Raw genomic sequence first — 23,639 nt, 5'->3', positions numbered from 1 at the left:
CGAGCACTCCTTGCAGGCCTAGGGCTATGGATGGGGCATCAGTGTCGCGCAACCCACTTGCAGCAACTGCACGAAATCCTTGGGGGGCAAGGCCTTGCTGAAGAGAAAACCCTGGCCCTCTTCACACTTGTGGGCCTTGAGGAAATTGAGTTGCTCGACGGTTTCCACGCCTTCGGCAATGATGTTCAGCTCCAGGCTCTTGCCCATGCCGATGATAGCGCTGATCAGTTGTTCGTCCTGGTTATTTACGCTGAGGCCGCGCACGAAGGACTGGTCTATTTTCAGCACATCGATGGGAAAGCGCCGCAGGTAGCTCAGACTCGAATAGCCGGTGCCGAAATCGTCCAGCGCCAGACGCACGCCCATGGCCTTGATTCTGCGCAGGGTGTCTACGGTCTCGTCGACATTCTGCATCAGTACGCTTTCGGTGATTTCCAGCTCCAGCTGGGCGGGCGGCAGGCCGGTTTGCTTGAGGATGGCGGCCAGGTTGTCGACGAAGTCCCGTTGGCGAAAGTCGATCGCCGAGATGTTCACCGACATGCGCAGCGGCGCCAGGCCCAGATCCCGCCAGGCTTGGGCTTGCTCGCAGGCCTGGCGCAACACCCACTGGGTCAGGCGCACGATCAGCCCGCTGTCTTCGGCCACCGGAATGAACTGCGCCGGGCTGATCCAGCCTGACTGCGGTTCAAACCAGCGGGTCAACGCCTCGGCGCCGACGATCCGCCCGGACGCCAGATCCAGCTTGGGTTGGTAATGCAGGACGAACTCATGACGTTCCAGGGCCTGGCGCATCGCGCTCTCCAGGTTTTGCTGGTGCTGGGCGCGGCGGTTCATGTCTTCGGTGTAAAAGCTGAAGTCGTTGGGGCCACGTTCCTTGCTGGTGCGCATGGCGGTTTCGGCGTGCTTGATCAGTTGCACCGCATTGGTACTGTCATTGGGGTAAATGCTGATACCCAGGCTTGCGGTGACGTTCAGGTCGTGCCCCGCAATATGACGCGTTGCGCTGACGGCGCTGAGCAGTTTTTGCGCAATGTGTTGGGTTTGCTGAGGGTGTTGGATATCGTTGAGCAGGATCACGAACTCATCGGCGCCGTAGCGAAACGTTGAATCCGAAGCGCGTACCGTCGCCACCAGGCTGCGACTGACGTGCTGCAGCACTTCATCGCCCACCGGATAGCCGAGGGCGTTGTTGATGCGTTTGAAGCGGTCCAGCCCGATAAACATCACCGCCAGTTGCGAGTCATGCCGCCGGCCCAGGGCGATGGCCTGGGTCAGCCGGTCGCCGAGTAACGTGCTGTTGGGCAACTCGGTGAGGGCATCGTATTGCAACAGGTGCGAGACCTTGAGCAGTTCCTGCACGCGTTCCTCAATGATGCGTTCCAGGCCGAGCACCTTGTGGGCCACGTCCTGGGCCAGTTGCCATTTCCAGGTCAGTGCGCTGGCCATCTGGCGGATTTCCAAGGGGTCGAAAGGTTTTTTCAGGATCAGCAACTGATCGCTGTATTTCAGTCGCGCTTCGATGGCCTCAAAGGAATAGTCGGAGTAGGCGGTGCACAGGGCGATTTGCAGGTTGGGGTCGACGTTCCATAGCTGTTCGATGGTTTGCAGCCCGTCCCAGCCGGGCGGCATGCGCATGTCGATAAACACCATGGCGTAGGGGGCGTTGTCCGCCAGCGCCTTGTTCACCAGCGCCAGCGCTTCCTGACCCTGGTAGGCGGAATCCAGCTCGAACGCTTGGCGCAACGGTGCAGTGGTACCGAACAGGGTCGACTCCAGGGTGTCGAGGGAGGGCTTGCCGTCTTCATCGGCGCAGAGGATCTTGCGAAAGTCCTGATGGATCGAGGCGGTGTCATCGACGATGAGGATGCGACGGTTGGCCCGTTCACCTTGGGTGTTCATGGCGCGTCTGGCCTAGGCAAAAGATTTGATTGCATAGCGATTCCTTCCCTGGCTGGACTGCGTAGCTCGGTGCCAACTGGCAGTGACAGCATAGTCGAACTCCTTGATATCGACGGCCACTTGGCGTCAAATCAACAGCGCTGTGCGCCGGGAGCCGGTACGGCACGCCCCCGCGTCAATCTAGCTTAACTTCGTTCAATTTGAAGGCAGAGTCACCATGGATGAACAACTCGCTACGAAGTCTGCCGTTTTGCTGGTTGACGATGAGGAATCGATCCTCAATAGCCTGCGCCGCTTGCTGCGCGGCCAGCCTTACGAGGTGTTATTGGCCACCAGCGGCACCCAGGCGCTGGAGATCATGGCCAGTCGGCCCGTGGATTTGGTGATGAGCGATGCGCGTATGCCCGGTATGGACGGGGCCACGCTTCTGGCGCAGGTTCACCGCCTGTATCCCGCCACCGGCCGCATCCTGCTCACCGGTTACGCAGACCATGACACCATCATCAAGGCAATCAATGATGGGCAGATCCACCGCTACATCAGCAAGCCCTGGAATGACGCAGAGCTGATACTGGTGCTGCAGCAGTGCCTCGAACACCAGCGGCTCCAACACCTGACCCGCGAGCAGAACGAGCAGCTCAAAGCGCTCAACGCCACCCTGGAAAAACGCGTGACCGCGCGCACCGCCGAGTTGCAGCAGACCGCCGATATGCTCGACCTGGCCTATGACGAGCTCAAGCGCAGCTACGTGACCGGCACTGAAGTGTTTTCGCTGTTGGCCAACCTGCGCTTGCCCAAGAACAAGCAGACCAACCGCGCGTTGATCGAGCTGATCCGCGTGTGCTGTTCCGCCCAGTCCCTGGACGAAGCCAGCACCCGCGACCTGACCATGGCCGCCGCGCTGTACAACATCGGCAAGCTGAGCTGGAGCGACAGCATGATGGTGTCGCCGGCGGACAAGCTGCACAGCACCGACCGCGCGCAGTATCGCGAGTACCCGACGCAAAGCGAATCACTGTTGATGACCCTGGAGCCGATGAAGGATGCAGCGCGGATCATTCGTCATCATCAGGAACGGTGGGACGGCTCGGGGTTTCCCGACCACCTCAAGGGCGAGGCCATTCCGGCGGGGGCGCGGTTGTTGAAGCTGGCGGTGGATTTCATCGAGCTGCAAAAGGGCTTGATCCTGGAGCGGCACCTGAACAGCGACGAAGCGCTGCTGTATATCCGCAAATACGCCGGGCGTTTGTATGACCCGACGCTGGTGGAAGACTTTGTGCTGGCCTGCGCGGCTTTCCTCAGTGACGTGACCCTGGGCGACCCCACGGTCAAAGTCCTCACTACCCGCGAACTTGAAGCCGGGATGGTGCTGGCCCGCAACCTCAATGCCGACAACGGCATGTTGCTGCTCAACGCCGGCAAGGTGTTGAACCTGCCGCTGGTAGACAAGCTGATTGCCTTCGAAGCCATGGAGGGTGCCAAATACAGCATATTCATCAAACAACCGGACGAGACCTCGATTCCTTCATGAGCCATTCAACTATCCGCATCGCCGCCGCCGTCCTGATCGATAAAAACGGCCAAACCCTGCTGGTACGCAAGCGCGGCACCCGGGCCTTCATGCAGCCTGGCGGCAAGATCGACGCTGACGAAACCCCGCTCCAGGCGTTGGCTCGTGAGCTGCACGAAGAGCTGAACCTGCACATCAATCCGCAAGAAGCCGTGTACCTCGGCCAATTCTCGAGCCGGGCCGCAAACGAGCCGGGTTTTATGGTGCAGGCCGATATGTACCAGCTGCATATCGACGTGGCGGTCGAACCGGCGGCTGAAATAGAAGAAATATGCTGGATCGACCCCATGGGCGACGGTGGCCTGGAGTTGGCGCCGCTGACGCGTGAGTTCATCCTGCCGCATTATCGTGCTTCCTTGCTCAGCGCATGATGATTCGCCCGCTGCAGGCTAGCGATGCCCTGGCGTATCGGGCGTTGATGCTTGAGGCTTATGGCGCTTATCCCCAGGCGTTTACCTCCAGTGTTGCCGAGCGCGCCGCGATGCCCCTCAGCTGGTGGGAAAAACGCGTGAGCAGCGCGCTGGATCACCTGCTTGGCGCATTCGAGGGCGACCAATTGGCGGGTATCGTCGGCCTGGCGTTCGAACCGCGGGAGAAGGCGTGGCACAAGGCGACATTATTCGGCATGTATGTGAGCGCGGCTTATCAACAGCGAGGCTTGGGCCGGCAACTGGTAGAGGCCGCGCTGGAGGAGGCCCGTAGGCACCCGCGGCTGGAACTGATCCAACTGACTGTCACTGCCGGGAATGAGGCAGCGTTTGCGCTGTACCAGCGTTGCGGCTTCATTCAGTACGGCTTGGAGCCGTTGGCGGTGCGGGTAGGTGAGGAGTATTTCGACAAGATCCACATGTGGCGTGAGTTAAAAGATCAGTGATATCCAATGTGGGAGGGGCGGTGCGACGGTTCGACTTGCCCCCGATGGCGGCCTCAGGGTTGGTTGGGATGCTGGATCAGACTGAGTACATATCCGTTATTTGGGTAACGGCTGCTATTGGTTCCGCTCTTACAGCGGGTCACTTTGGAAAAGAGCCCCAAAGTAACCAAAGGGCTCTTGCCCCACCACTCGGCACCTCGCCCAGGCTCGGTGTGCCCGTAATCCGCCAGGGATTAGGGGGGCCGCCGCCACGCGCCATCCATGGCGCGGGGCGGCTAAACCGGCATCCCTGCCGGTTTACCCCCCAAATCCCTGTCGAATTCCGGCCAGCGTGGTTTAACGGGGCGCCTGAGATCAAAAGCAGATCAAGAGCGGCTCGCTTCGCATCGTGGTTAGGGGGGGCTGCGAAGTCGCTTAACGCACTGCGCTGACCCCATCCAGGGTGGAAAACGACGTGTCCTTGGCCGTCAGCAAGAAGTCGCGCATGTACGGCGCATCCAGCATGTCCGCCCGAATGCCCGCGTACAGCGTGGCGAACAGACCTTTCTCGCCCAGGCGCTTGGCCTTCACATACCCGCGTGAGCTGTACTCATGCAGCGCCCAATGGGGCATACCGCAGACGCCTCGGCCGCTGGCCACCAGTTGCATCATCATCACCGTCAGCTCCGAGGTGCGTACCAGGGCGGGTTCCACGTCGGCCGGTTCCAGGAAGCGGGTGAAGATGTCCAGGCGGTCTCTTTCCACCGGGTAGGTGATCAGGGTTTCCGTCAGCAGATCTTCCGGCACAATGTATGACTTGTTCGCCAGCGGGTGCTGGTTGGCCACGGCCAACATGGCTTCGTAGGTGAACAGCGGCACATAGGTGATACCCGGCAGCTCCAGCGGGTCGGAAGTCACCACCAGGTCCAGGTCGCCACGGGCCAGGGCCGGCAGGGGGGCGAAGGCAAAGCCGGAGGCCAGGTCGAGCTCGACCTCCGGCCACGCATCGCGGAACTGGTCGATAGTGGGCATCAGCCACTGGAAGCAGCTGTGGCATTCGATGGCCATGTGCAGGCGCCCGGCGGTGCCGCCTGCCAGCCGTGCGATGTCGCGTTCGGCACCACGCAGCAAGGGCAGGGTGGCGTCCGCCAGTTGCAGCAGACGCAGTCCTGCGCTGGTGAAGCGCACAGGCTTGGTCTTGCGCGCGAACAGCGGCATGCCCAGGCGCTCTTCCAGTTCCTTGAACTGGTGGGACAAGGCGGACTGTGTCAGGTGCAGGCGCTCGGCTGCCTCTACCAGGCTGTCGGCTTCACGCAGGGCATGCAGTGTTTTTAGATGACGGATTTCCAGCACTGTCGCCTCCATGAATAGTATTTGCGCACAATGATAATTCATTGAAAGCTCTTCATGTTGGCCGCCCACCTATTGGGCTTACTTCAGCGCCTGGAAGTGCATTCTGGCGAAGGGCTTTTCGATAGACCCACGCCAGATTTTAGTGTCTGCAAATGCCAGTCCCTCTGCTGCGGCTTGCCATTTCATGCCCAGGTAGCGTTGTTCAAAGCGCTTTAAATGCGCCTTGGGGAAACTGTCGAACGAGGACTGCAGCGCGTCATAGTGAAAGTGCGCGTACCAGATCGGTTGGTCAGCCTTAGCCTGCCGGTTCGAGTCGTAGATCTCGTATTCCTGCAGGTAGTCGTCTTTGCCGTCAGGGCGTTTGTCCCTGAGCTTTTTACGCGCGCCGATTTTTCGAATCACCACTCGGCCTTTACCGACCAGATAGTCCAGGTAGCCTTCAGTCGGCGTTGGGCTTTCCAGGCTGCGTTGGATCCGTAAGGCTTCGCCTGCCTGTTCAAGCGCAGTTGCACGAGTGCGTAATTGATCGACAATCGGGTTGCCCGCGTCCAGGCTTTGCACGTTGTTGGCGCGAATCCTGAGTTGTTTGGCTTCGGTGACCAGCCTGTGTTCGAGGTTGATCGGCTCCATGGTTTTGTACCCTCGCACCTGCTTTTCAAAAGCATCCACTCCGTCCAGGCGGGTACGGGCATCCGCAAGCGTGGCGCGGCGGTCGGTGGGCAGCGCAGGCGGGGCGGCGGCAGGTTGGCTCTGGGTCGGGTTCAAACGGTAGGTGTTGCTGTCGCCAACCCTATCCCATACCTCAGTGGGATTGCCGTCGGCGTCGCTGATGATGAATTGTCGCGGTGATTGTTGCCCGGCGGGTTTTTCGGTGCCTATCAATAGTTGCCCGTCCTCGGTTTCAAAGGCCTTCCGAGTAGCGTTTGGATTGGGCTCGGAGGCGGGTTTCTTGATGGCCCGTTCGGCTTTTCGAATCAAGCGGTCAAGGTCTTTTTGCATGAGTTGGAAAAAGTTCGGATCGAAATGATCTGGTGACCTCTCGTTCCAGGCACTCAGATCACGTGAAAACTCTTCATAGACCTTGATGCAGTTCTGCAATATTCGATTGCGTTCAACCCGGCTGATATTGGCTTCGGGTAGGGTCATGTTCGCGGTTAGAGCGCGGCTGACGTTGTGCCTGGCCTGATTCACCGCAGTTTCCTGGTAGATCCAGTCAATGCCCACGGTTTGCTGTCGGCGGGTGATGGGGTGCAACAGTTGGCCGCTGCGCATACTGGTAATGCGCAGGTCGGTAAATTTCTGCTTCCAAGGAGCCAGGTTGGCCGCGACCTCTGTGCGCGCCGCTCTGGCGGTAATGCGTTTGCTCCAGGTGCCCATGTCCTTCATCGAGCGCTCTATCACGTTAAGATCATCAAGTATGTTCAGGCGGCATTGCCTCACTTCATTGAGCAGTGTTTGAGTGATGGGGGAGGCTGGAGACAGGTTATCCAGTTGCTGGGTGATCGCGATGGATCGGTCAAGTGACGCCACGGAACGGTTGCTGGCATGGTGAATCAGGTGATTGAGTCGGTCCGACACAATGTGGGCTGTTTTACTCAGTTCTGCTGCATAGTTGAAGTCGGGTAGGCGGACTTGCTGTTGCTGGGCCAGTTCGAGCGACGTATACATCTTCTTGGCGCTTTCGATGTCCCTGGCCAGGTCGACATCCAGGGCTTTGCTGTCTGTTGTTCTTTGAGTGGACGTGGTTGAGGGGGTTGGATAGTCGCTTGCGTATTTTCTTAACTTTGCGGTGCTGGCATCGACTTGGGTCTTAAGGTTGTTGTATTGGGTTGTCACATCGTTACCGAGCGTAGCGCGCTGCGTATTGACCTCCAGCGCGGGTGCCGGGAGTTGCCGATTGACCGCCGGTGGAACGCTGCCCGGCTGGGCTTCCCCACGCCCTCTGCGCCGGCTGCCACCGCCATAAACGGTGTTGCGACCACCATGCAGCGCTCCGTAAGTGTCCCATTGCAGGGCAGGGTCCAGCTCAACGACCACACTGTCGTACCTGTTTCTGGCAATCAGGCGCATTTCTCCGGTGCCGGCGTCGTACCTGACTCTGTAATAACGCCCTTCACTGAAGATGAAGTAATCGCCGGACACGTTATGGCGCAAGGTGTGGCGATAGGGCCCGGTCAACACCGGTTGTAGGCTGCCGCTTGCAAGGGGGTCGGGGTGTTCGAAGCCAGCGAAGCGCTGGCGAGTGGTGGTGCCCTGGCGGCGTTTCAAGGATCGCCAGAAGCTTGGGCTTGGCGCCTGTTTGCCTTGGCGTGCTGCGGTCAGTTGGCGGGCGGTGCTGGCGCGTGCGCTGGGCACCGCGGCCATGGCCAGGGCATCCATGGCCGCATACAACAGGCTTTCGAACACCGAGGCCAGCAGGTCGATGCCATCGTCGATATCACCGCGCCGGAACGCAGCAACCGCCTGATGTAGGCTGATGCGAGCGTCTACCAGGGATACGGCGGTGCCAACCACCGGGACAATACTCAGGGCAATTTTGATGCCGTTGAACACCTTGGCGCTTTGAAGATGGTACCTCTCATTGGCCAGATCATCGTTGGAGCGCGAGTCATTACGATGGGCTTCGAGCAGGCGGCCCCTATGGGCATTCAACTGATGGACAGCCAGCGAAGTGGTGGCCGGCCAAGCAAAGCCTGACTGGATCATCGCGTTTTGGTCTTTGTCGATGGCCTGGCCGATGCGGCTGATGTGTGCCCGTACGTCCCCCTTGATTGCACGGCCCGCGACATACTCCAACATGCTGTCGAGCCGGCACAGTTCAAACAGAGCAAGGCGCGCCTTTTCAAGGCTGGCATAACCGCGCAGGTAGCGTTGGTCGGGGGCGTCGGGTAGGTAGAGCACGATGCTCCCGCTGTTCTGTTCCTCAATGAATGTGATACCCGATAGTGTGATCGGGCTTTCCTGGTTTGTGTCCTTGCCGCCTATGCTCAGGTGGGCCGGCAACAGGCGGATGCGCTTGCCATCGACATCCCAGGCGCTCTGGGTATCGGCATCGATCGCTGTATTGAGGGTACTCAGTTCGTCGCTGTTGATATGGTTTTGCATGACCGCCAGCAGGCCTTGGGCCTTGAGCATCAGACGCAGGGGTTCGACCAGGCATTCGCGGCGGTACTGTTTTTGGAATGTAGACTCCTCCGGTGAACCATCGAAGGCCCTGATAATCCGCGTTTCATAGCGTTGCGCCAGATTGAGGTCCTTGACCATGGCCGCCAGATAGTGGCTGGTGACACCCGCCTTCAGGGTGTTGCCTTCGAGGGGATCATCGGCCGTCACTTCGACGCTCACGAACCCCAGGCGCAGACTTATATCAGAGCCGATGTTGAGTAAGGCCAGGGTATCCAGGGGCATCTTGCTGCGTTTAGCGCTGGGGACATCGATCATTTTGATTGGCGAGCCCGGCGCGGCACCGGCAACGATATCGCGCTTTTGCGCCACCGAGTCGGGCAGCTCCAGCTCCAGGGTAAAACCTTTTTTAATGCCGAAATCCTTGCGCAAGCGTGCATCCAGCTGTTGGCTGACAAACACGTCACGTGCTGGCAGCGAGCGTCCAAACAAGGCCTGTGAACGGGTCAGCGCGGGGATATAGGCGCTCAGCAGTTTCTTTAGGGTTTCGTGTTTTTCTGTGGACTGTAGGCGCATCCACGGTTGCATGTCGTTGGCCAGCACCTGGGCATTGTACTGCTCGATGAGTTGCAGGTACGCGGCCTCGCGTGCCGCGTTATCCGGGATCAGCAAGCTCGGCAGCGTTTGTGCACGCAGTCTTTCCAACTCACCGGCTAGCGTTGCGGCGTCTTCCGGGGCGGACCAGGTTTGGCGCAGTCTCGCGGCTTTTTCTTCGAAGGCGGTTTGTTGACTGCTCAGGCTGTACTCGAAGGGATCTTGGGCCAATGGCTTGAACTGCAGGGCCAGTACCTCATCTTGGGGATGGATGGCGAACAAAGCTTCTTCCAGCGCCTGTCGGGAGGCGAAGCGTTGCAAGCCGCCGTCGTTACCGGGCCAGTAGACGAAATGCGTGCCGCTGCCGGTGGTTGGGGTTTGCGGGTCCTGGGGGGGAAGCAAGACCAGCGGCCCGTTGAGTTCGGTGTGTGTCGGCTGGAGATCGCCGGGCCGCTTGACCGACAACACCAACGTCATGACGTCAGGCTCAGGCGTATCTAGGGCACTGGTGATCTGTAGCAGTTCGGCTTCGGTGATCTGGTCCAGGGCCCGCTGAATGTTCGCCTCGATCCGCAGCCCCTGCAGGCGCGCCTGGTAGAGCGCGGAGTAGTGGGTGTTGAGTGCGGCGAAATCCAAGTGTCTACGGTTCAGCATGGCGCGTGCCGCGTCTTCAGCGGCGCGTTGCTGCACTTTCAGGTTGTCCAGTTGCTGTTTGAACGATTGCCAGGCTGGGCTCGTCGGCGTGTTGCTGCCGAACAGTTTTTCCAGGGCGCGGCGGTGCTGTCTTATCAGGACCTTGCGTTGGCTGGCGTGCATGCCGTTATGCAGCAGGCCGAACTGTGGCAGGTTACTGTCGACCTGTGCATCGACGGTCGTCCCCGGTTGGTCGGGCGCTTGCGCAAAGAGTGCCTGGGCCCGGCGCTGAACATCGCGTTGGTCAATATGCTGGCTGGCCTGGAAGGCATCGTGGAGCTTGACGTGGGCCAACGGCTTGATCGCGTCCTGGTATTGCTGGTTGGCCAACTGCTTGAGCCAAAGGTTGAGGCCGGCTTCCAGCGGGTTGTTGTTGATCTTGTACTCGATACTGGCCAGGGGATCGATGTCGCTGGCTGCGAACAATGTGGTTTGCCGGTCGAGCAACCAACGTTCCAGGTCCAGGCGCCGGCTAAAGGTATGCCAGGCAGGCGCCTGTGTCGGCAGGTACACCAGTTGGCTGACCGGTTGTTCTGTATCCAGGGTCAGGACCCAGGCGCCGGGCAGCGCGATGGCATTGGCCCCGGTGCGCTTGAGCAACAGCTGCTCGGCGCAGAATTTTGGCGCGTCGGCCGTGGGCGCTACCGGGTTGATCAGCGAGAACAACGGTGTGAGCACTTCGGGATGGATCTTTTTTTCGGCCAGCAAGTGTTCACCACTGGCTTCGAAGTGGATCCGGTAGAGTTCGATCGCCCGGTTGAGGCAGGTCAGAGGCGTATTGGGGGCCCGCTCCGTGCGCCAATAGCGCAACCAGTTGTCCTCAATCGCTTGCTCCAGATCCAGGGTTTTAAGCTCATCGAGCAGTTGGGCAACGGTGTGTTGCGCCAGGGGCGGTTGCGCCGGCAGGTAAAGCAGGTTGCATTCCGGTATTTGCGTCGTGTCCAGGTTTGGGTGTTGTTGCAGGTAGAGGCAGGCATCGGTCAGGCTGATCAGGCTGCGGCCGCGTTGTTCGGTAGCGGGGAATTGCAGCATCACGCGCTCGCCGTCCAGTTGCAGATCGGTTTGGAGCAGGCGGTTGATCGAACTGCGAACCGTCGGAATGCCGGCCATCAGCGTGAGCATATCGCGGCGGCAGTCTTGCCAGCGTTGGGTGGCGTCGACCAACAGGTCTTCGTCAATGCTCGGTAGCGGCAGTGGAGACCAGACGCCGAAATCGGTGGGGCCTGTAGTGTGGGTCATGGTTTCAATCCTTGAAGTAGGGCGTTGGAGCGCACAGGCCGCTACGTTGCGGACTGTGCTGAAGTGAACAAGCTTTATTCGCTGGCGACCCAAAGGGGACGGTGCTCACGAAAAAAGAGAGCCTCATTAACGTTGAGCAAGAGGAAGGTTGTGGCCTACATAGTTAGAGGCCGATGACCGCTCGGCGTCATTCATCAAATTGTCACGCAACTGTGGCAGCGCGCTTGAACAAACTTCATCAGACTCGCGCTCTACTGGGGTTCTGCGTTTCGGTGTTTTTCATGCGTGTGTTGCTTTTACTGGCCGCTCTGCTATTCGGCCTGCCGTCCTTTGCGGCTTCTCGATGTGATGTCAATGTCCCGACCCAAACCGTCGACCTGGAACAGGTGAGCATCGCCTACCAAAGTATCGGGCGGGCGTCGGACCCTGCCTTGCTGCTGGTGATGGGCCTGGGTGGGCAGTTGATCCATTGGCCGGATGAAGTGGTGGTCGCCCTGTGCGAGCAAGGGTTTCGGGTGATCCGTTACGACAACCGTGACGTCGGCCTGTCCACCTGGCGGCAAGCGCCGGCCAGTGCCAACCTGACCTTCGAGGTGCTGCGCTACAAGCTCGGTTTGCCGGTGGCTGCGCCGTATACATTGACCGACATGGCCGACGACGCGCTGGGCTTGATGGATGCGTTGCAGGTGCAGCAATTCCATGTCCTTGGCGCAAGCATGGGCGGCATGATCGCCCAGCACCTGGCGGCAATGGCGCCGCAGCGGGTGGAAAGCCTCACGTTGATCATGACCAGCTCCGGCGCCGAGGGCCTGCCCGCCCCGAACGCGGCGCTGGTGCAATTATTGTCACGGCGCAGCGCGCCCAATCGTGAGGTGGCCCTGGAGCAGCAAGCCGATTTGCTTGCGGCGCTGGGCAGCCCGAATGTGAAGGATGATCGTCAAGCGTTGCTGCATCAGGCGGCGCTGTCCTACGACCGTGCGTTCAACCCCGAGGGCGTCAAGCGCCAGATCATGGCGATCCTCGCCGAGCCCAGCCGCGTGCCGTTGCTCAACCAACTGCGCGTGCCGACCCTGGTGGTGCACGGCACGGCCGATCCGTTGTTGCCGGTGATGCACGGCGTGCACCTGGCCGCGCATATCCAGGGTAGCCAGTTGAAACTGATACCCGGCCTGGCCCACCGTTTCCAGGAAGCGTTCAAGGCGCCGTTGCTGGCGGCGGTGTTGCCCTACCTGCAGTCTCATCGTGAAGATACCGCGCACTGGGCGCAGATCGACTTGGGTGAGCCTTCGAAGGTGTTGTGAAGTTGGAGTATCGTGCAACCTTTGCGGCGCATTCAAGCCAGCGAGGTTGCCTACCATGAGTACTCCCCTGAAAATCGATTTCGTCAGCGACGTGTCCTGCCCCTGGTGCATCATCGGCCTGCGCGGCCTGACCGAAGCCCTCGACCAGCTTGGTGCCGAGGTGCAGGCCGAGATTCATTTCCAGCCGTTCGAGCTGAACCCGAACATGCCCGCCGAAGGTCAGAACATCGTCGAGCACATCACTGAAAAATACGGCTCCACCGCCGAAGAATCCCAGGCCAACCGTGCGCGCATCCGCGACATGGGCGCAGCGTTGGGCTTCGCTTTTCGCACCGACGGCCAGAGCCGCATCTACAACACCTTCGATGCGCATCGCCTGTTGCATTGGGCCGGGTTGGAAGGCTTGCAGTACAACCTCAAGGAAGCACTCTTCAAGGCGTACTTCAGCGATGGCCAGGACCCGTCCGACCACGCGACCCTGGCGATCATTGCCGAAAGCGTCGGCCTGGACTTGAAGCGCGCCGCCGAAATTCTCGCCTCTGATGAATATGCCGCCGAAGTGCGCGAGCAGGAAAAACTGTGGATCACCCGCGGAGTGACCTCGGTGCCGACCATTGTGTTCAACGACCAGTACGCTGTCAGCGGCGGCCAGCCGGCTGAAGCCTTTGTGGGCGCGATTCGCCAGATCATTGCCGAAGCGCGATCCTGACGCCGCTCTAATGTGGGAGCTGGCTTGCCAGCTCCCACACTTGATACTCATTGTTTTCAAAAACGGCGCTCATCCAAACGCTGGCCCATCCCTTGCATTACCCCCCTAAAGCCCGGCCGGCCTGCGGTTGGGCGCTGCCATTAGGGGTGAAACACTACCTTGAACATACTTGACCTCGACCACAGCCTTACCGGCCAGGCACCCATTGCCCGACGGTTGGCCAACGGCCGGGCCACGCGTCTGGACCTGCTCGATCTGGGGCCGAAACTGCGCCTGTGGTCCACAGAAAAAACCTGGAAACGATTCACCGAACGCCTGGCCCAACGGCCTCGGCCCAGGGATGCGCGCCCGGAAATCCTGTTTGTCGGCTCCGGTGACTATCACCACCTTACGCCGGCCTTTTTGGCTGATTTGAAAGAGCCCGTCAGCCTGATCCACTTCGACAACCACCCCGACTGGGTACGCTTTGCGCCCAAGCGCCACTGTGGTTCTTGGGTCAACCGCGCACTGAAGATGCCGGCGATCAAGCGCATCGTCACCCTCGGCCCGTGCAGCGATGACCTGCATAACCCACAACTGCGTGGCGGCAACCTTGGCGCGCTCAAACGCGGGCAATTGCAGCTGTTTCCCTGGCAGCACCCGCCGTCGAAGGTCTGGGGTCGGGTCGGTGATGGAGCGGGTCACCAGCAGCAGGAAAACCACCTGCACTGGCGCAACCTGGCAGAGCTCGATTGGGCGAAATTCCTCGACCAGATGATCGCCAGCCTGCCCACCGAAGCGATCTGGATCACCATCGACAAGGATGTGCTGGCCAGCGAAGACGCCGCCACCAATTGGGATCAGGGCGGTATGCGCCTGACCCATCTGCTCCAGGCCCTGCGGGCGTTGGCGGCGCACAAACGCATCATTGGCATCGACGTGTGCGGTGAGTTCGCCACGCCGGAGTTCAGCAACGCGTTCAAGCGCTGGGAAGCCAAGTCCGACCAGCCGCCGCCGCAGCGCTGGAGCGTGCAAGATTTGCAGCGCAATGCCGCGACCAATGAGGCCTTGATCAACCTGTTTGAGGAGCTGTTCCCGTGACCCTGACCGTGGTGTTGCTGCTGGCGTTTTCCATTGTTCTCGATGTGATTGGCCAGCTGTGTTTCAAACTGGGCGTGGACCGCTTACCGCAACTCGATGGCGGGTTCAGCCTGCGCGCATTCTGGGGCCAGGTGTTCAATGCACCGTTGCTCTGGGCCGGTGTGGGGGCCTATGTCATCGAGTTTTTCGTCTGGCTCGAAGCCCTGTCCCGTGCGCCATTGAGTCTGCTGTTTCCGTTGGCGGCTTTGGCCTATTGCCTGGTGGTTCTGGCGGGCAGGGTGGTGCTCAAGGAAAGGGTCAGCCCAAGGCGTTGGTTGGGCACGCTGGTGATTACCTTGGGTGTGATGTTGGTCGCGATTGCGGGGAGCCAGGCATGACGACGCAGACAGTCGATAGCGGTTGGTTACATGGGCGCCTGGGCACCCTGGTGCTGTGGGCGCTGCTGATTGCCACCGAAAGCGCCGGGCAATTGTTTACCAAGGTGGCCGGTGATCAATTGGGGCAGATGGATTTCACTTGGCAGTGGCTGGCCGACGTGGCGCGTAACCCGGGGATCCTGGCGGCGATTGCCAGTTACCTGGGGGCGTTTTTTGTGTGGATGCTGATCTTGCGGCGCAGCAGTTTGTCGCTGGCGTTTCCCCTGAGTTCACTGGTGTTTGTGGCGGTGCTGCTGGGGTCGTGGTTGGGGTTGGGTGAGCACATCAGCATGTTGCATTGGGTGGGGGTGGGGGTGATTATCGGTGGTATCGCGCTTTTGGCTGAGGGCGAAGAGCACTGAAAACTGTGCTGCGAATCACAGGCAAAATGTGGGAGGGGCGGTGCGACGATTCGACTTGCCCCTCCCACATTTTGGATGTGCTTACTTAAGGCAGAACTGCATCGGGTTCTAATCGAAGGTGTAGCTGATCGCCGTCTGCACCTGCCCCTGATTCACCTCGCCGGCCTGCTTGACGATGCTGCTTCGGGCCGCCGAGCCAACCAGATGCACCCAGCTTGCGCTGGTCAGCAGCGACCAGTGGGGCGCCAGGGGAAAGGCGAAGCTTTGGCTCAACGTCACGTTCTGGAAGCCGCCGCTGGCGTTGTAGGGCCGAAAGCCGGTGGCGGCGGCTTCGTTGTTGTCTACGCCAAAGAAGGTATTGGCCTGGCGTGCATCGGCAAAATGCGCCACCAGCCCACTGCTGCCGATAATCCCGCCGCCCAACGGGTAGCCCAGTTCGCCGCCGATCTTACCCAGGGTGCCGCTCTGGGAATGCCCGCCGCCCACGGCCTGGCCCAGTTGCGCGTAGACCCGCCAGAAGTTGGCCGGGGCGTACTGGATGAAACCGCCGACCTCAGCCATGTCCGACACATTGCGCAAGCCCTGCAACTCACCGTTGGAGGTACGCCCTGCCAGGTAATTGATATAGGGGCCGGCGGTGATGCCGTGGGTGTTCAGCGCGCTCCAGGTCAGGCCGTCGTCGGTGCTCAGGCTGACGTCGCCCCAATCCAGGTCCAGGTAGGGCACGGGTCGGGTTTCGTAGCGGCTGCCGGTGGGGTCATGGGGCTGATAGCTCAGGCCCGCGCCCACGTCGCCGCTGATGCCGTCTGCCCAGGCGGCACTGGAGCAGCCCCATAGGCCGAGCAAACCTGCGAATACGGCAGAAGTGATGTTGGTCATGGTGTACGTTCCTGAGGTGACAGGCGCGCATGAACGCGCAAACCCTCGCGCCTGCGCAAGCACTCATGTTGTTTGTAGCAAGCTACAAAAATTGTAGCTTGCAGCACGCCTATCACTGCGACTCTGCCGGCAAACCCCCAGCCCCACTGGGTTTTGACTAGTTGGCACACTCCCTGCTCTATCCCTGTTGCAAGCGCATACAGCGCGCTCTCTCAGGTACAGGTAGATGATCCACTGGCATATCGTGTGTGACTTCGATGGGACCATTACCCCCACGGATGTCATCGACAACGTCCTCCAACGCTTCGCCGGCCCCGAGTGGGAAACCATTGAACAGCAATGGCTGGACGGGCATATCGGTTCACGCGAATGCCTGAGCCGCCAACTGGCGCTGATCAAGGCCACCCCAAGCGAACTGCTGGCGTATTTCGACAGCGTCGAGATCGACCCGGACTTCCCGGATTTCGTTGATCACGTCATGGACCTGGGCGCCTCTATCGAGGTGGTCAGCGACGGCATCGAGCAGGGCATCGCGCGCATCCTGTCGCGCAATTACGTGACCTTGTTGCCGATCCTCGCCAACCGCCTGCGCCAGGTCGACCAGAACAGCTGGCGTATCGACTTCCCCTACGCCAGCGATGCTTGCCGCGCCGCTTCCGGCAACTGCAAGTGCAAATCCACCCCGCGCAACAAGCGCGTACTGGTGATAGGTGACGGCAAGTCCGACATGTGCGTGGCTTCCACCGCCGACTTCGTGTTCGCCAAGGGCAGCCTCGCCGAGTACTGCGTCGCCAACCAGATTCCTCACGCGCGCTTCGACACCTTTGCGCAAGTGACCGCACTGCTGGCCAAGCTGCCCCAAGGCATCGCCGCCAACGCCACCACCTTCAACACCTCTTCTGACACTCAGGAACTCTTCCATCATGTCTGATATCCGTATCGCTACCGCCGAAGACCAGATCCTTCTGGATAAAGAAGCCAAGTATTGCTCCTACGGCGACACCGTTCACTACATCGAGCCTCCGCGTATTTTCAGCCGTTGCGAAGGCTCCTACGTGTGGGACACCGAAGACCAGGCTTACCTCGACCTGCAAATGTGGTACTCGGCGGTCAACTTCGGCTACGCCAACCCGCGTCTGAACAATGCGCTGAAACAACAGATCGACACCCTGCCGCAAATTGCCAGCCAGTACCTGCACAAAGGCAAGATCGAGCTCTCGGAAATGATCGCGGTCGATGCCAAGAAGAAGTTCGGTCTCGACGGCCGCGTGCACTTCAACGTCGGCGGTTCGCAGTCCATCGAAGACTCGTTGAAGGTGGTACGCAACGCCAGCAACGGCAAAAGCCTGATGTTCGCCTTTGAAGGCGGCTACCACGGCCGCACCCTCGGCGCCTCGTCGATCACCTCCAGCTTCCGCTATCGTCGTCGCTACGGCCACTTTGGTGAACGCGCCAACTTCATCCCATTCCCTTACCACTTCCGTGGCCCGAAGGGCATGACCAAGGAAGAATATGGCAGCCATTGCGTGCAGCAGTTCGCCCGTTTGTTCGAGACCGAATACAACGGCGTCTGGGACCCCAAAACCAACCAGTGCGAATACGCAGCTTTCTATGTCGAGCCGATCCAGGGCACCGGCGGCTACGTGATCCCACCGATGAACTTCTACCGCGAGCTCAAGCACGTCCTGGACCAGCACGGCATCCTGATGGTGTCCGACGAAATCCAGATGGGCTTCTACCGCACCGGCAAGCTCTGGTCGATCGAGCACTTCGATGTGCAGCCGGACGTGATCGTGTTCGGCAAGGCCCTGACCAATGGCCTCAACCCATTGGGCGGTATCTGGGCCCGTGAAGAGTTGATCAACCCGAAGGTGTTCCCGCCAGGTTCGACTCACTCCACCTTCGCCTCCAACCCGTTGGGCACCGCCGTCGGCCTGGAAATGTTCAAGATGACCAACGAAGTCGATTACGGCGCGATGGTCATGGCCAAGGGCAAGTTCTTCCTGGAAGGCTTGCAGGACCTGCAAAAACGCTTCCCGATCATCGGCGATGTCGACGGCCTGGGCCTGGCGCTGCGCTGCGAAATCTGCGGCCCGGACGGCTTCACCCCAGACAAGGCGACCCTGGACTACATGGTCGAGGAAGGCATGAAAGGCGACATGGTGGTGGACGGCCAGAAGCTGGGTCTGATCCTCGACGTGGGCGGTTACTACAAGAACGTGATCACCCTGGCACCGTCCCTGGAAATCAGCTACCCGGAAATCGAATTGGGTCTCAAGCTGCTTGAGCAACTACTGGTGCGAGCGACCAATCGGTGAATGCGCAAGGGATCGACCTCGGTGAAGGTACCGCCGGCTTCGTTCTCGGTGAAGGTCCGGTCGGGATCCTGTTGATCCACGGCCTGACCGGCACACCGACCGAGTTGCGCCAGGTCGCCAAGGGCCTGGCCAAGACAGGCAATTGCACGGTGTATGTGCCCACGTTGGCCGGGCACTGCGGCGATAACAGCGACTTGCAGGCTACCGGCTGGCGTGACTGGTACGAAGGCGTGCGCAAGACCTTCCTGCAGGTCAAGCAACGCCACGGGCAGGTGTTTGTCGGCGGCTTGTCCATGGGCGCGGTGATGTCCATGTATGTGGCCGCCGAACACCCAGGCCAGGTCGCCGGGCTGCTGATGTACTCCACCACCCTGAAGTACGACGGCTGGAGCATCAACAAGCTGGCGTTCCTCACGCCGTTGCTGATGAAGATTCCATTCGGCGTGCACGTTTGCAGCTTCGAAGAAAAGCCGCCCTACGGCATCAAGAATGAGCGCCTGCGGGCCATCGTCGAGCGACAGATGAAGGAAGGCGAAAGCAGCGAGGCCGGTTTGCTGACCATGGAAGGCATTACCGTGCGCGAATTGCACCGCATGAACGCGGTGGTCAAAAAGCGCATGCCCGACATCAAGGTGCCGGCGCTGGTGCTGCATTCGATCGAAGACGACATCACCAGCCGCTGGAACGCCGACTACGTGGAACGCCACCTCGGCGGCCCGGTGACCAAGATTTTGCTGGATAACTGCTACCACATGATCACGGTCGACCTGCAATACCGACGGGTAATCGAGCTGAGTGCCGAGTTTGTCGAGCAGCACACAGCCTTCAGGTCAACGCCGGTCAAGGTGGGCGCTGGCTTGCCAGCCATGGCATCACTGCGGTCTGCCTGACGCACCGAGGCCAGCTCTCACATTTGATCGGCGTTCGCCATAGAAATAAGGGCAATCTGTGATAACCACCCAAGCCTTCCCGACCATCCGGGCGATCCAGCGCGATGCCTGGAATGATTGTTTTCCCGGTGCCCTGGAGGATTGGGACTATTACCTGGCTGTAGAAAACGCCGCTATCGATGATTTTCAGTGGCGTTACCTGGCGGTCTACGAAGATGAAACGTTAGTGGCTGTGGCTGCTGCGTTCATTACCCATTATCGCCTCGACACCACGGTGTCGGGGGCGGGCAAGCGCGTGACCGAACGCCTGGCTCGCCTGTGGCCGCAGGCTTTGCAATTGGCGCTGTACGCCATTGGTTCGCCGGTGGCTGAGCGTTGTGATGCGGGGGTCGCCAGCCATGTGCCCGAGGCCCGCCGCGCGTTGTTGTTGCGCCAGTTACTGGCGGCTGCGCGTCGGGATGCCGACCATTTCGGTATTGGGCTGGTGGCGGTCAAGGACGCGCCGACCAACGACCCGCATTGGGCCGACAGTTGTCGTGCGGCCGGCTTTCAGACCATGCCGAGCTTGCCGACCGGGGTGTTGCCGTTGCCCTATGGGTCGGTGGATGCGTACCTGGGCTCGCTGGGCAAATCCACGCGCAAGGACCTGCGTCGCAAGCTACGGGCACCCGGGCCGCGCATCGAGTGGCGGCACAACGTCGATGATGTGCTGCCCCAGATCATGCGCCTGTACGAGGCCACGCTTGCGCGCGCAGATCTACAGTTCGAGCGCCTGCCTGCCGCTTACTTCACCGGCGTGCTTGAACACCTTCACGAACGGGCGGTCTGTGTTCTTTACTGGGTGGACGAACGCCTGGTGGCGTTCAACCTGATCCTGCTGGATGAGCAGCGGCTGGTGGATAAGTTCTTTGGCCACGACATCGAATTCAGCCGTGAGTACAACCTGTACTTTCGCAGTTGGCTGACCAATGTCGACTATTGTATTGAGCACAATATCCCGGTGTACGAGTGCGGCCAGGCCGGGTATGCCAGTAAACTGCGGCTGGGGTGCGAGTTCGAGGGCAACAGCCTGTTCTTCCGCCACCGCAACCGGCTGGTCAACGGCCTGCTCAAGCTTGTAAAACTGTTTATTCGACCGGATCGTTCCGACCCTGCCATGGCTGCTGCGATAAGCGAAACCTGATGATCACCAAGACCCGCCAGAAAGCCCGCCCCTTTGCCATTTCGCGTTGGAGCGTCCAGCGCAAGCTGGTGCTGGCGTTCTGGCTGGTCAGCGTTATTCCGACCATGATTGCCGCTGAGCTGGCCGCCACCACGCTGTCGCAGATTTTCGACAGCAACGTGCGTATCTGGCTGCAAGAATCGACCAAGATCGTCAAGGATGAGATCGGTGACATCCTTCATGACAACGCGCGCATGGCCAAGCTGTTCTTGCGCTATACCAGCCCACCGTCGTCCAAACAGGCGGCCAAGCATGACCGGCTGACCGCCGACATTGCCGATGCCACCGATATCGACGTGGTCGCGCTGATTCGCACCAGCGACCACAAAGTGGTGTTCAGCACAGCCGCCGATGACATCGTCAGGCAGATCAACCTGACCAGCAATGCCGTGCTACAGACCGTGCAAGTCGCGGGGGTGAGCACGGGGCTGGTGGTGTCAACCTTCGAGACCAGCCGCGATGGCGTTGATTACCTGTTGTTGGTGGCGACCTACCTGGACAGCAGTTTCCTCACCAGCGTGGCCGATGTGCACTCCCTGGACCTGCGTTTGTACCTGGCCAACCCGGCGGGTTTTTCAGAGATATTTTCCACCCAGCGTTTCGAGAATCACCCTTCGCGCATCCCGAAGAACGTCGAGGCCGCGCTGCGCAGCACCAAGCAGCCCAGCGAGCAATTCACTAACCAGTACAGCGGTTTGTACTGGCCGATCTTCAATGATGCCGGCGAACTGCAAGGCGTTATATTCAGCGGCCTGTTGCGTCACACCAGCCTGGTAGGGCTGGTGAACCAGAGCAACCTGTTCGTGCTGATCTTCCTGCTCAGCTCGGCGCTGTCACTGGCGGCCGGGGTGCTGGTGTCGCAGCGCCTGACCAAACCGCTGCGCGACTTGTCCCAAGGTGTGAACGCGGTGATCTCCGGTAGTTACGCGCATCGCGTGGTGGTCAGTGGCGGTGATGAACTGGCGCAGTTGAGCAGCACCTTCAACCACATGACCGAGCGCCTCGGCGAACTGCACCACCTGGAAGCCCAACTACGCCGGCGTGATCGGCTGCATGCCCTGGGTGAAGTCGCCATGGGCCTGGCCCATGAAATCCGCAACCCGCTGGGCATCATCAAGACCGCCACCCAATTGTTGCATCGGCGGGCCGACCTCGCGGAAACCGATAAGCGTCACCTGGAGTACGTCATCAGCGAGGTCAGCCGCATCAACGAGCTGATTACCGAGTTCCTCGATTTCGCCAAGCCCAATCCACCGATACGCGTGCTGCAGCCGGCACGTGCCCTGGTGGAAGAAATCCTCGGTTTCTGCGGCCCGGAGCTGAGCACTCACAATATTGATGCACAGATTGACGATCAGGCGCCCGACGCCACGATCTATGCCGATGCCAAGCAGCTCAAGCAGGCTTGCCTCAATCTGATACTCAACGCCATCGACGCGATGCCCGAAGGCGGGCGCCTGACCCTGGGCATCCGCAACGTGGGCGACAACACGGTGATCAGCATCGCCGATACGGGCCAGGGTATCCCGGCGGATATGGTCGAGCGTATCTTCACGCCGTTTGTCACCACCAAGGCATCGGGCACCGGACTGGGCCTGGCCAAAGTCTATTCGATCATGGAAAGTCACGACGGCAGCATCGAATGCGCCAGTGAGAAAGATGCCGGCGCCACCTTCAGCCTGTACATTCCGGCTAACGGTGAAGACGACGGCGAGGATGAGGAAGGGCATGACGCATAACGTATTGGTGGTGGACGACGAGCCCAAGCTCTGTGATTTGCTGACCCAGGCCCTGAGCCAGAACGGTATCCAGGTGTTCAGCGCGGGCAACGGCCTGCATGCGCTCAAGGTGCTGGGCGAGGAGGACATCGACCTGGTGATCAGCGACTGGCGTATGCCGGGCATGGACGGGCCGGCATTGCTGGCCGAGATCAAGGTGCGCTATCCACAGGTGCCGGTGATTGTGATGACCGCCTACAGCACGGTAAAAAATGCCGTGCAGTCGATGCGCAACGGTGCCTATGACTACATCGCCAAGCCGTTCGATATCGACGAGCTGGACATCACCGTGGCCAAGGCCCTGCAATTTCGCGACATCATGCGCGATAACGCGCGGATGCGCGCCGAGCTGGATGAACATGCGCAGTTCGACAGCCTGGTGGGCGACAGCCCGGCGTTTCGCAAGGTGCTGCAAGCCGTGGATTCGGTGCGTGACAGCAGCGCAACCATCCTGCTGACCGGCGAAAGCGGCACCGGCAAGGAAATGGTCGCCCGCGCCATCCACAAGCATGGCAGCCGCGCCGACAAACCCTTTGTGGCTGTCAACTGCGCGGCGATTCCCGAAGGTTTGCTGGAAAGCGAGATGTTCGGCCATCGCAAAGGCGCCTTCACCGGCGCCGTGGCCGACCGGGTAGGGCGCTTCATGCAGGCCGACAAGGGCACGCTGTTCCTCGATGAAGTGGGGGACATGCCCCTGGCGTTGCAGGCCAAGATTTTGCGCGCCTTGCAAGAGCGGGTCATCGAGCCGGTGGGCGACCCACGCGAGCGCAAGGTGGATGTGCGGGTCATTGCCGCCACCAACAAGAACCTGCTGGACGCAGTGGCGAACAAAGAGTTTCGCGAAGACCTCTACTACCGCCTCAACGTCTTCCCGATTCCATTGCCGGCCCTGCGTGAGCGCGTGGAAGATATCGCGCCCCTGGCCCGGCATTTCGCCCAGACCTTGAGCGCCACCGCCGGTAAGCGCATTACCGGCTTCAGCCCCGAGGCATTGCAGGCGATGGCGGCGTATCACTGGCCGGGCAATATCCGCGAGCTGCAAAACTGCGTGGAGCGCGCGACCATCGTGGCAGCGTCGCCGGTGATCGAGGATATTGATTTGCCGGGTTATCTGTTTGCTTCAAAACCGAGCGAGGGCGATGTGACGGCGATCCTCAGCGACGGCCCGGGCGTGCCGCAGGATCTGGATGCGGCGCTGGCCGAGGTGGAGAAAGCCTACATTCTAGCGGCATTGCAGGAGAGCAACGGGGTGCAGGCCGCGGCGGCGCAGCGGATCGGCATTTCCGAACGCAGTTTCTGGTATCGCCTGAAAAAACTCGGGATTCAAGTCGACAAAATCGTCCGCTGACACACGGCGGGC

General features: G+C 60.4%; 18 protein-coding genes. 14 read left to right on the top strand and 4 right to left on the bottom strand.

Annotated features, from left to right (window positions below; translation table 11 throughout):
* Positions 1-24: 24 nt before the first annotated feature.
* Entirely contained in the window at positions 25-1,899 is a 1,875-nt protein-coding gene (locus JH25_RS18500) for a putative bifunctional diguanylate cyclase/phosphodiesterase (RefSeq protein ID WP_032877557.1), read from the bottom strand.
* 217 nt (positions 1,900-2,116) lie between these two features.
* On the opposite strand from JH25_RS18500, the gene JH25_RS18505 reads away from it, so the two are divergent.
* From JH25_RS18505 to JH25_RS18515, 3 genes are read left to right on the top strand one after another with little or no spacing between them, the layout of a single operon-like run.
* On the top strand, positions 2,117-3,430 hold the full coding sequence (locus tag JH25_RS18505) for an HD domain-containing phosphohydrolase (RefSeq protein ID WP_032877556.1): 1,314 nt from the start codon (positions 2,117-2,119) through the stop codon (positions 3,428-3,430).
* Complete coding sequence (locus JH25_RS18510; RefSeq protein WP_032877555.1) at positions 3,427-3,840, top strand: NUDIX hydrolase; 414 nt, start codon at positions 3,427-3,429, stop codon at positions 3,838-3,840. The genes JH25_RS18505 and JH25_RS18510 overlap by 4 nt, the downstream gene beginning before the upstream one ends.
* Positions 3,837-4,343: a GNAT family N-acetyltransferase gene (locus JH25_RS18515; protein ID WP_032877554.1), complete on the top strand. Its 507-nt coding sequence runs from the start codon at positions 3,837-3,839 to the stop codon at positions 4,341-4,343. The genes JH25_RS18510 and JH25_RS18515 overlap by 4 nt, the downstream gene beginning before the upstream one ends.
* Before the next feature lie 414 nt (positions 4,344-4,757).
* On the opposite strand, the gene metR is transcribed toward JH25_RS18515, so the two are convergent.
* Together metR and JH25_RS18525 are read right to left on the bottom strand one after the other, a co-directional pair.
* On the bottom strand, positions 4,758-5,675 hold the full coding sequence (gene metR / locus JH25_RS18520; protein ID WP_005785216.1) for a transcriptional regulator MetR: 918 nt from the start codon (positions 5,673-5,675) through the stop codon (positions 4,758-4,760).
* Between the two features lie 78 nt (positions 5,676-5,753).
* Positions 5,754-11,324, bottom strand: coding sequence for a dermonecrotic toxin domain-containing protein (locus JH25_RS18525; protein ID WP_050549339.1), 5,571 nt, complete (start codon positions 11,322-11,324; stop codon positions 5,754-5,756).
* Positions 11,325-11,605: 281 nt separating this feature from the next.
* Here JH25_RS18525 and JH25_RS18530 point away from each other — a divergent pair, with 281 nt between their 5' ends.
* The 5 genes from JH25_RS18530 (at position 11,606) to JH25_RS18550 (ending at position 15,192) form a co-directional block, all read left to right on the top strand.
* A complete protein-coding gene (locus JH25_RS18530) occupies positions 11,606-12,625 on the top strand; it encodes an alpha/beta fold hydrolase (RefSeq protein WP_032877553.1) in 1,020 nt (339 codons plus the stop codon).
* A gap of 55 nt (positions 12,626-12,680) precedes the next feature.
* A complete protein-coding gene (locus JH25_RS18535; RefSeq protein ID WP_032877552.1) occupies positions 12,681-13,334 on the top strand; it encodes a DsbA family oxidoreductase in 654 nt (217 codons plus the stop codon).
* Positions 13,335-13,493: 159 nt separating this feature from the next.
* On the top strand, positions 13,494-14,414 hold the full coding sequence (locus JH25_RS18540; protein WP_032877551.1) for an arginase family protein: 921 nt from the start codon (positions 13,494-13,496) through the stop codon (positions 14,412-14,414).
* Positions 14,411-14,791 carry an EamA family transporter gene (locus JH25_RS18545; RefSeq protein ID WP_032877549.1) on the top strand — a complete coding sequence of 127 codons (381 nt, stop codon included), beginning with the start codon at positions 14,411-14,413 and terminating at the stop codon, positions 14,789-14,791. Before JH25_RS18540 ends, JH25_RS18545 begins: the two co-directional genes overlap by 4 nt.
* Positions 14,788-15,192 (top strand): transporter, encoded by a 405-nt coding sequence (locus tag JH25_RS18550; RefSeq protein WP_032877548.1) that lies wholly within the window; start codon positions 14,788-14,790, stop codon positions 15,190-15,192. The genes JH25_RS18545 and JH25_RS18550 overlap by 4 nt, the downstream gene beginning before the upstream one ends.
* Before the next feature lie 108 nt (positions 15,193-15,300).
* Here the strand turns inward: JH25_RS18550 and JH25_RS18555 are convergent, their stop codons facing one another.
* Positions 15,301-16,071, bottom strand: a complete 771-nt coding sequence (locus tag JH25_RS18555; protein ID WP_005785228.1) for a MipA/OmpV family protein — start codon at positions 16,069-16,071, stop codon at positions 15,301-15,303.
* A 226-nt stretch (positions 16,072-16,297) separates the two neighbouring features.
* Here JH25_RS18555 and JH25_RS18560 point away from each other — a divergent pair, with 226 nt between their 5' ends.
* From JH25_RS18560 to JH25_RS18585, 6 genes are read left to right on the top strand one after another with little or no spacing between them, the layout of a single operon-like run.
* On the top strand, positions 16,298-17,002 hold the full coding sequence (locus JH25_RS18560) for an MtnX-like HAD-IB family phosphatase (protein ID WP_032877547.1): 705 nt from the start codon (positions 16,298-16,300) through the stop codon (positions 17,000-17,002).
* Positions 16,995-18,389 (top strand): aspartate aminotransferase family protein, encoded by a 1,395-nt coding sequence (locus tag JH25_RS18565; RefSeq protein WP_005785231.1) that lies wholly within the window; start codon positions 16,995-16,997, stop codon positions 18,387-18,389. The genes JH25_RS18560 and JH25_RS18565 overlap by 8 nt, the downstream gene beginning before the upstream one ends.
* Positions 18,386-19,279: an alpha/beta hydrolase gene (locus tag JH25_RS18570; RefSeq protein ID WP_005785233.1), complete on the top strand. Its 894-nt coding sequence runs from the start codon at positions 18,386-18,388 to the stop codon at positions 19,277-19,279. The genes JH25_RS18565 and JH25_RS18570 overlap by 4 nt, the downstream gene beginning before the upstream one ends.
* A gap of 58 nt (positions 19,280-19,337) precedes the next feature.
* Complete coding sequence (locus tag JH25_RS18575) at positions 19,338-20,462, top strand: GNAT family N-acetyltransferase (protein ID WP_032877545.1); 1,125 nt, start codon at positions 19,338-19,340, stop codon at positions 20,460-20,462.
* Positions 20,462-22,240: a sensor histidine kinase gene (locus JH25_RS18580; protein ID WP_032877543.1), complete on the top strand. Its 1,779-nt coding sequence runs from the start codon at positions 20,462-20,464 to the stop codon at positions 22,238-22,240. The genes JH25_RS18575 and JH25_RS18580 overlap by 1 nt, the downstream gene beginning before the upstream one ends.
* The gene (locus JH25_RS18585; RefSeq protein WP_005785239.1) at positions 22,230-23,627 is read left to right on the top strand and encodes a sigma-54-dependent transcriptional regulator; all 1,398 of its coding nucleotides are present in this window, start codon (positions 22,230-22,232) and stop codon (positions 23,625-23,627) included. Before JH25_RS18580 ends, JH25_RS18585 begins: the two co-directional genes overlap by 11 nt.
* Positions 23,628-23,639: the final 12 nt, after the last annotated feature.

The organism is Pseudomonas sp. BRG-100, assembly GCF_000737955.1.
Taxonomy (GTDB): domain Bacteria; phylum Pseudomonadota; class Gammaproteobacteria; order Pseudomonadales; family Pseudomonadaceae; genus Aquipseudomonas; species Aquipseudomonas synxantha_A.
Note: the sequence above shows the minus strand (reverse complement) of the source record. Positions and strands in the feature narration are given on the sequence as shown.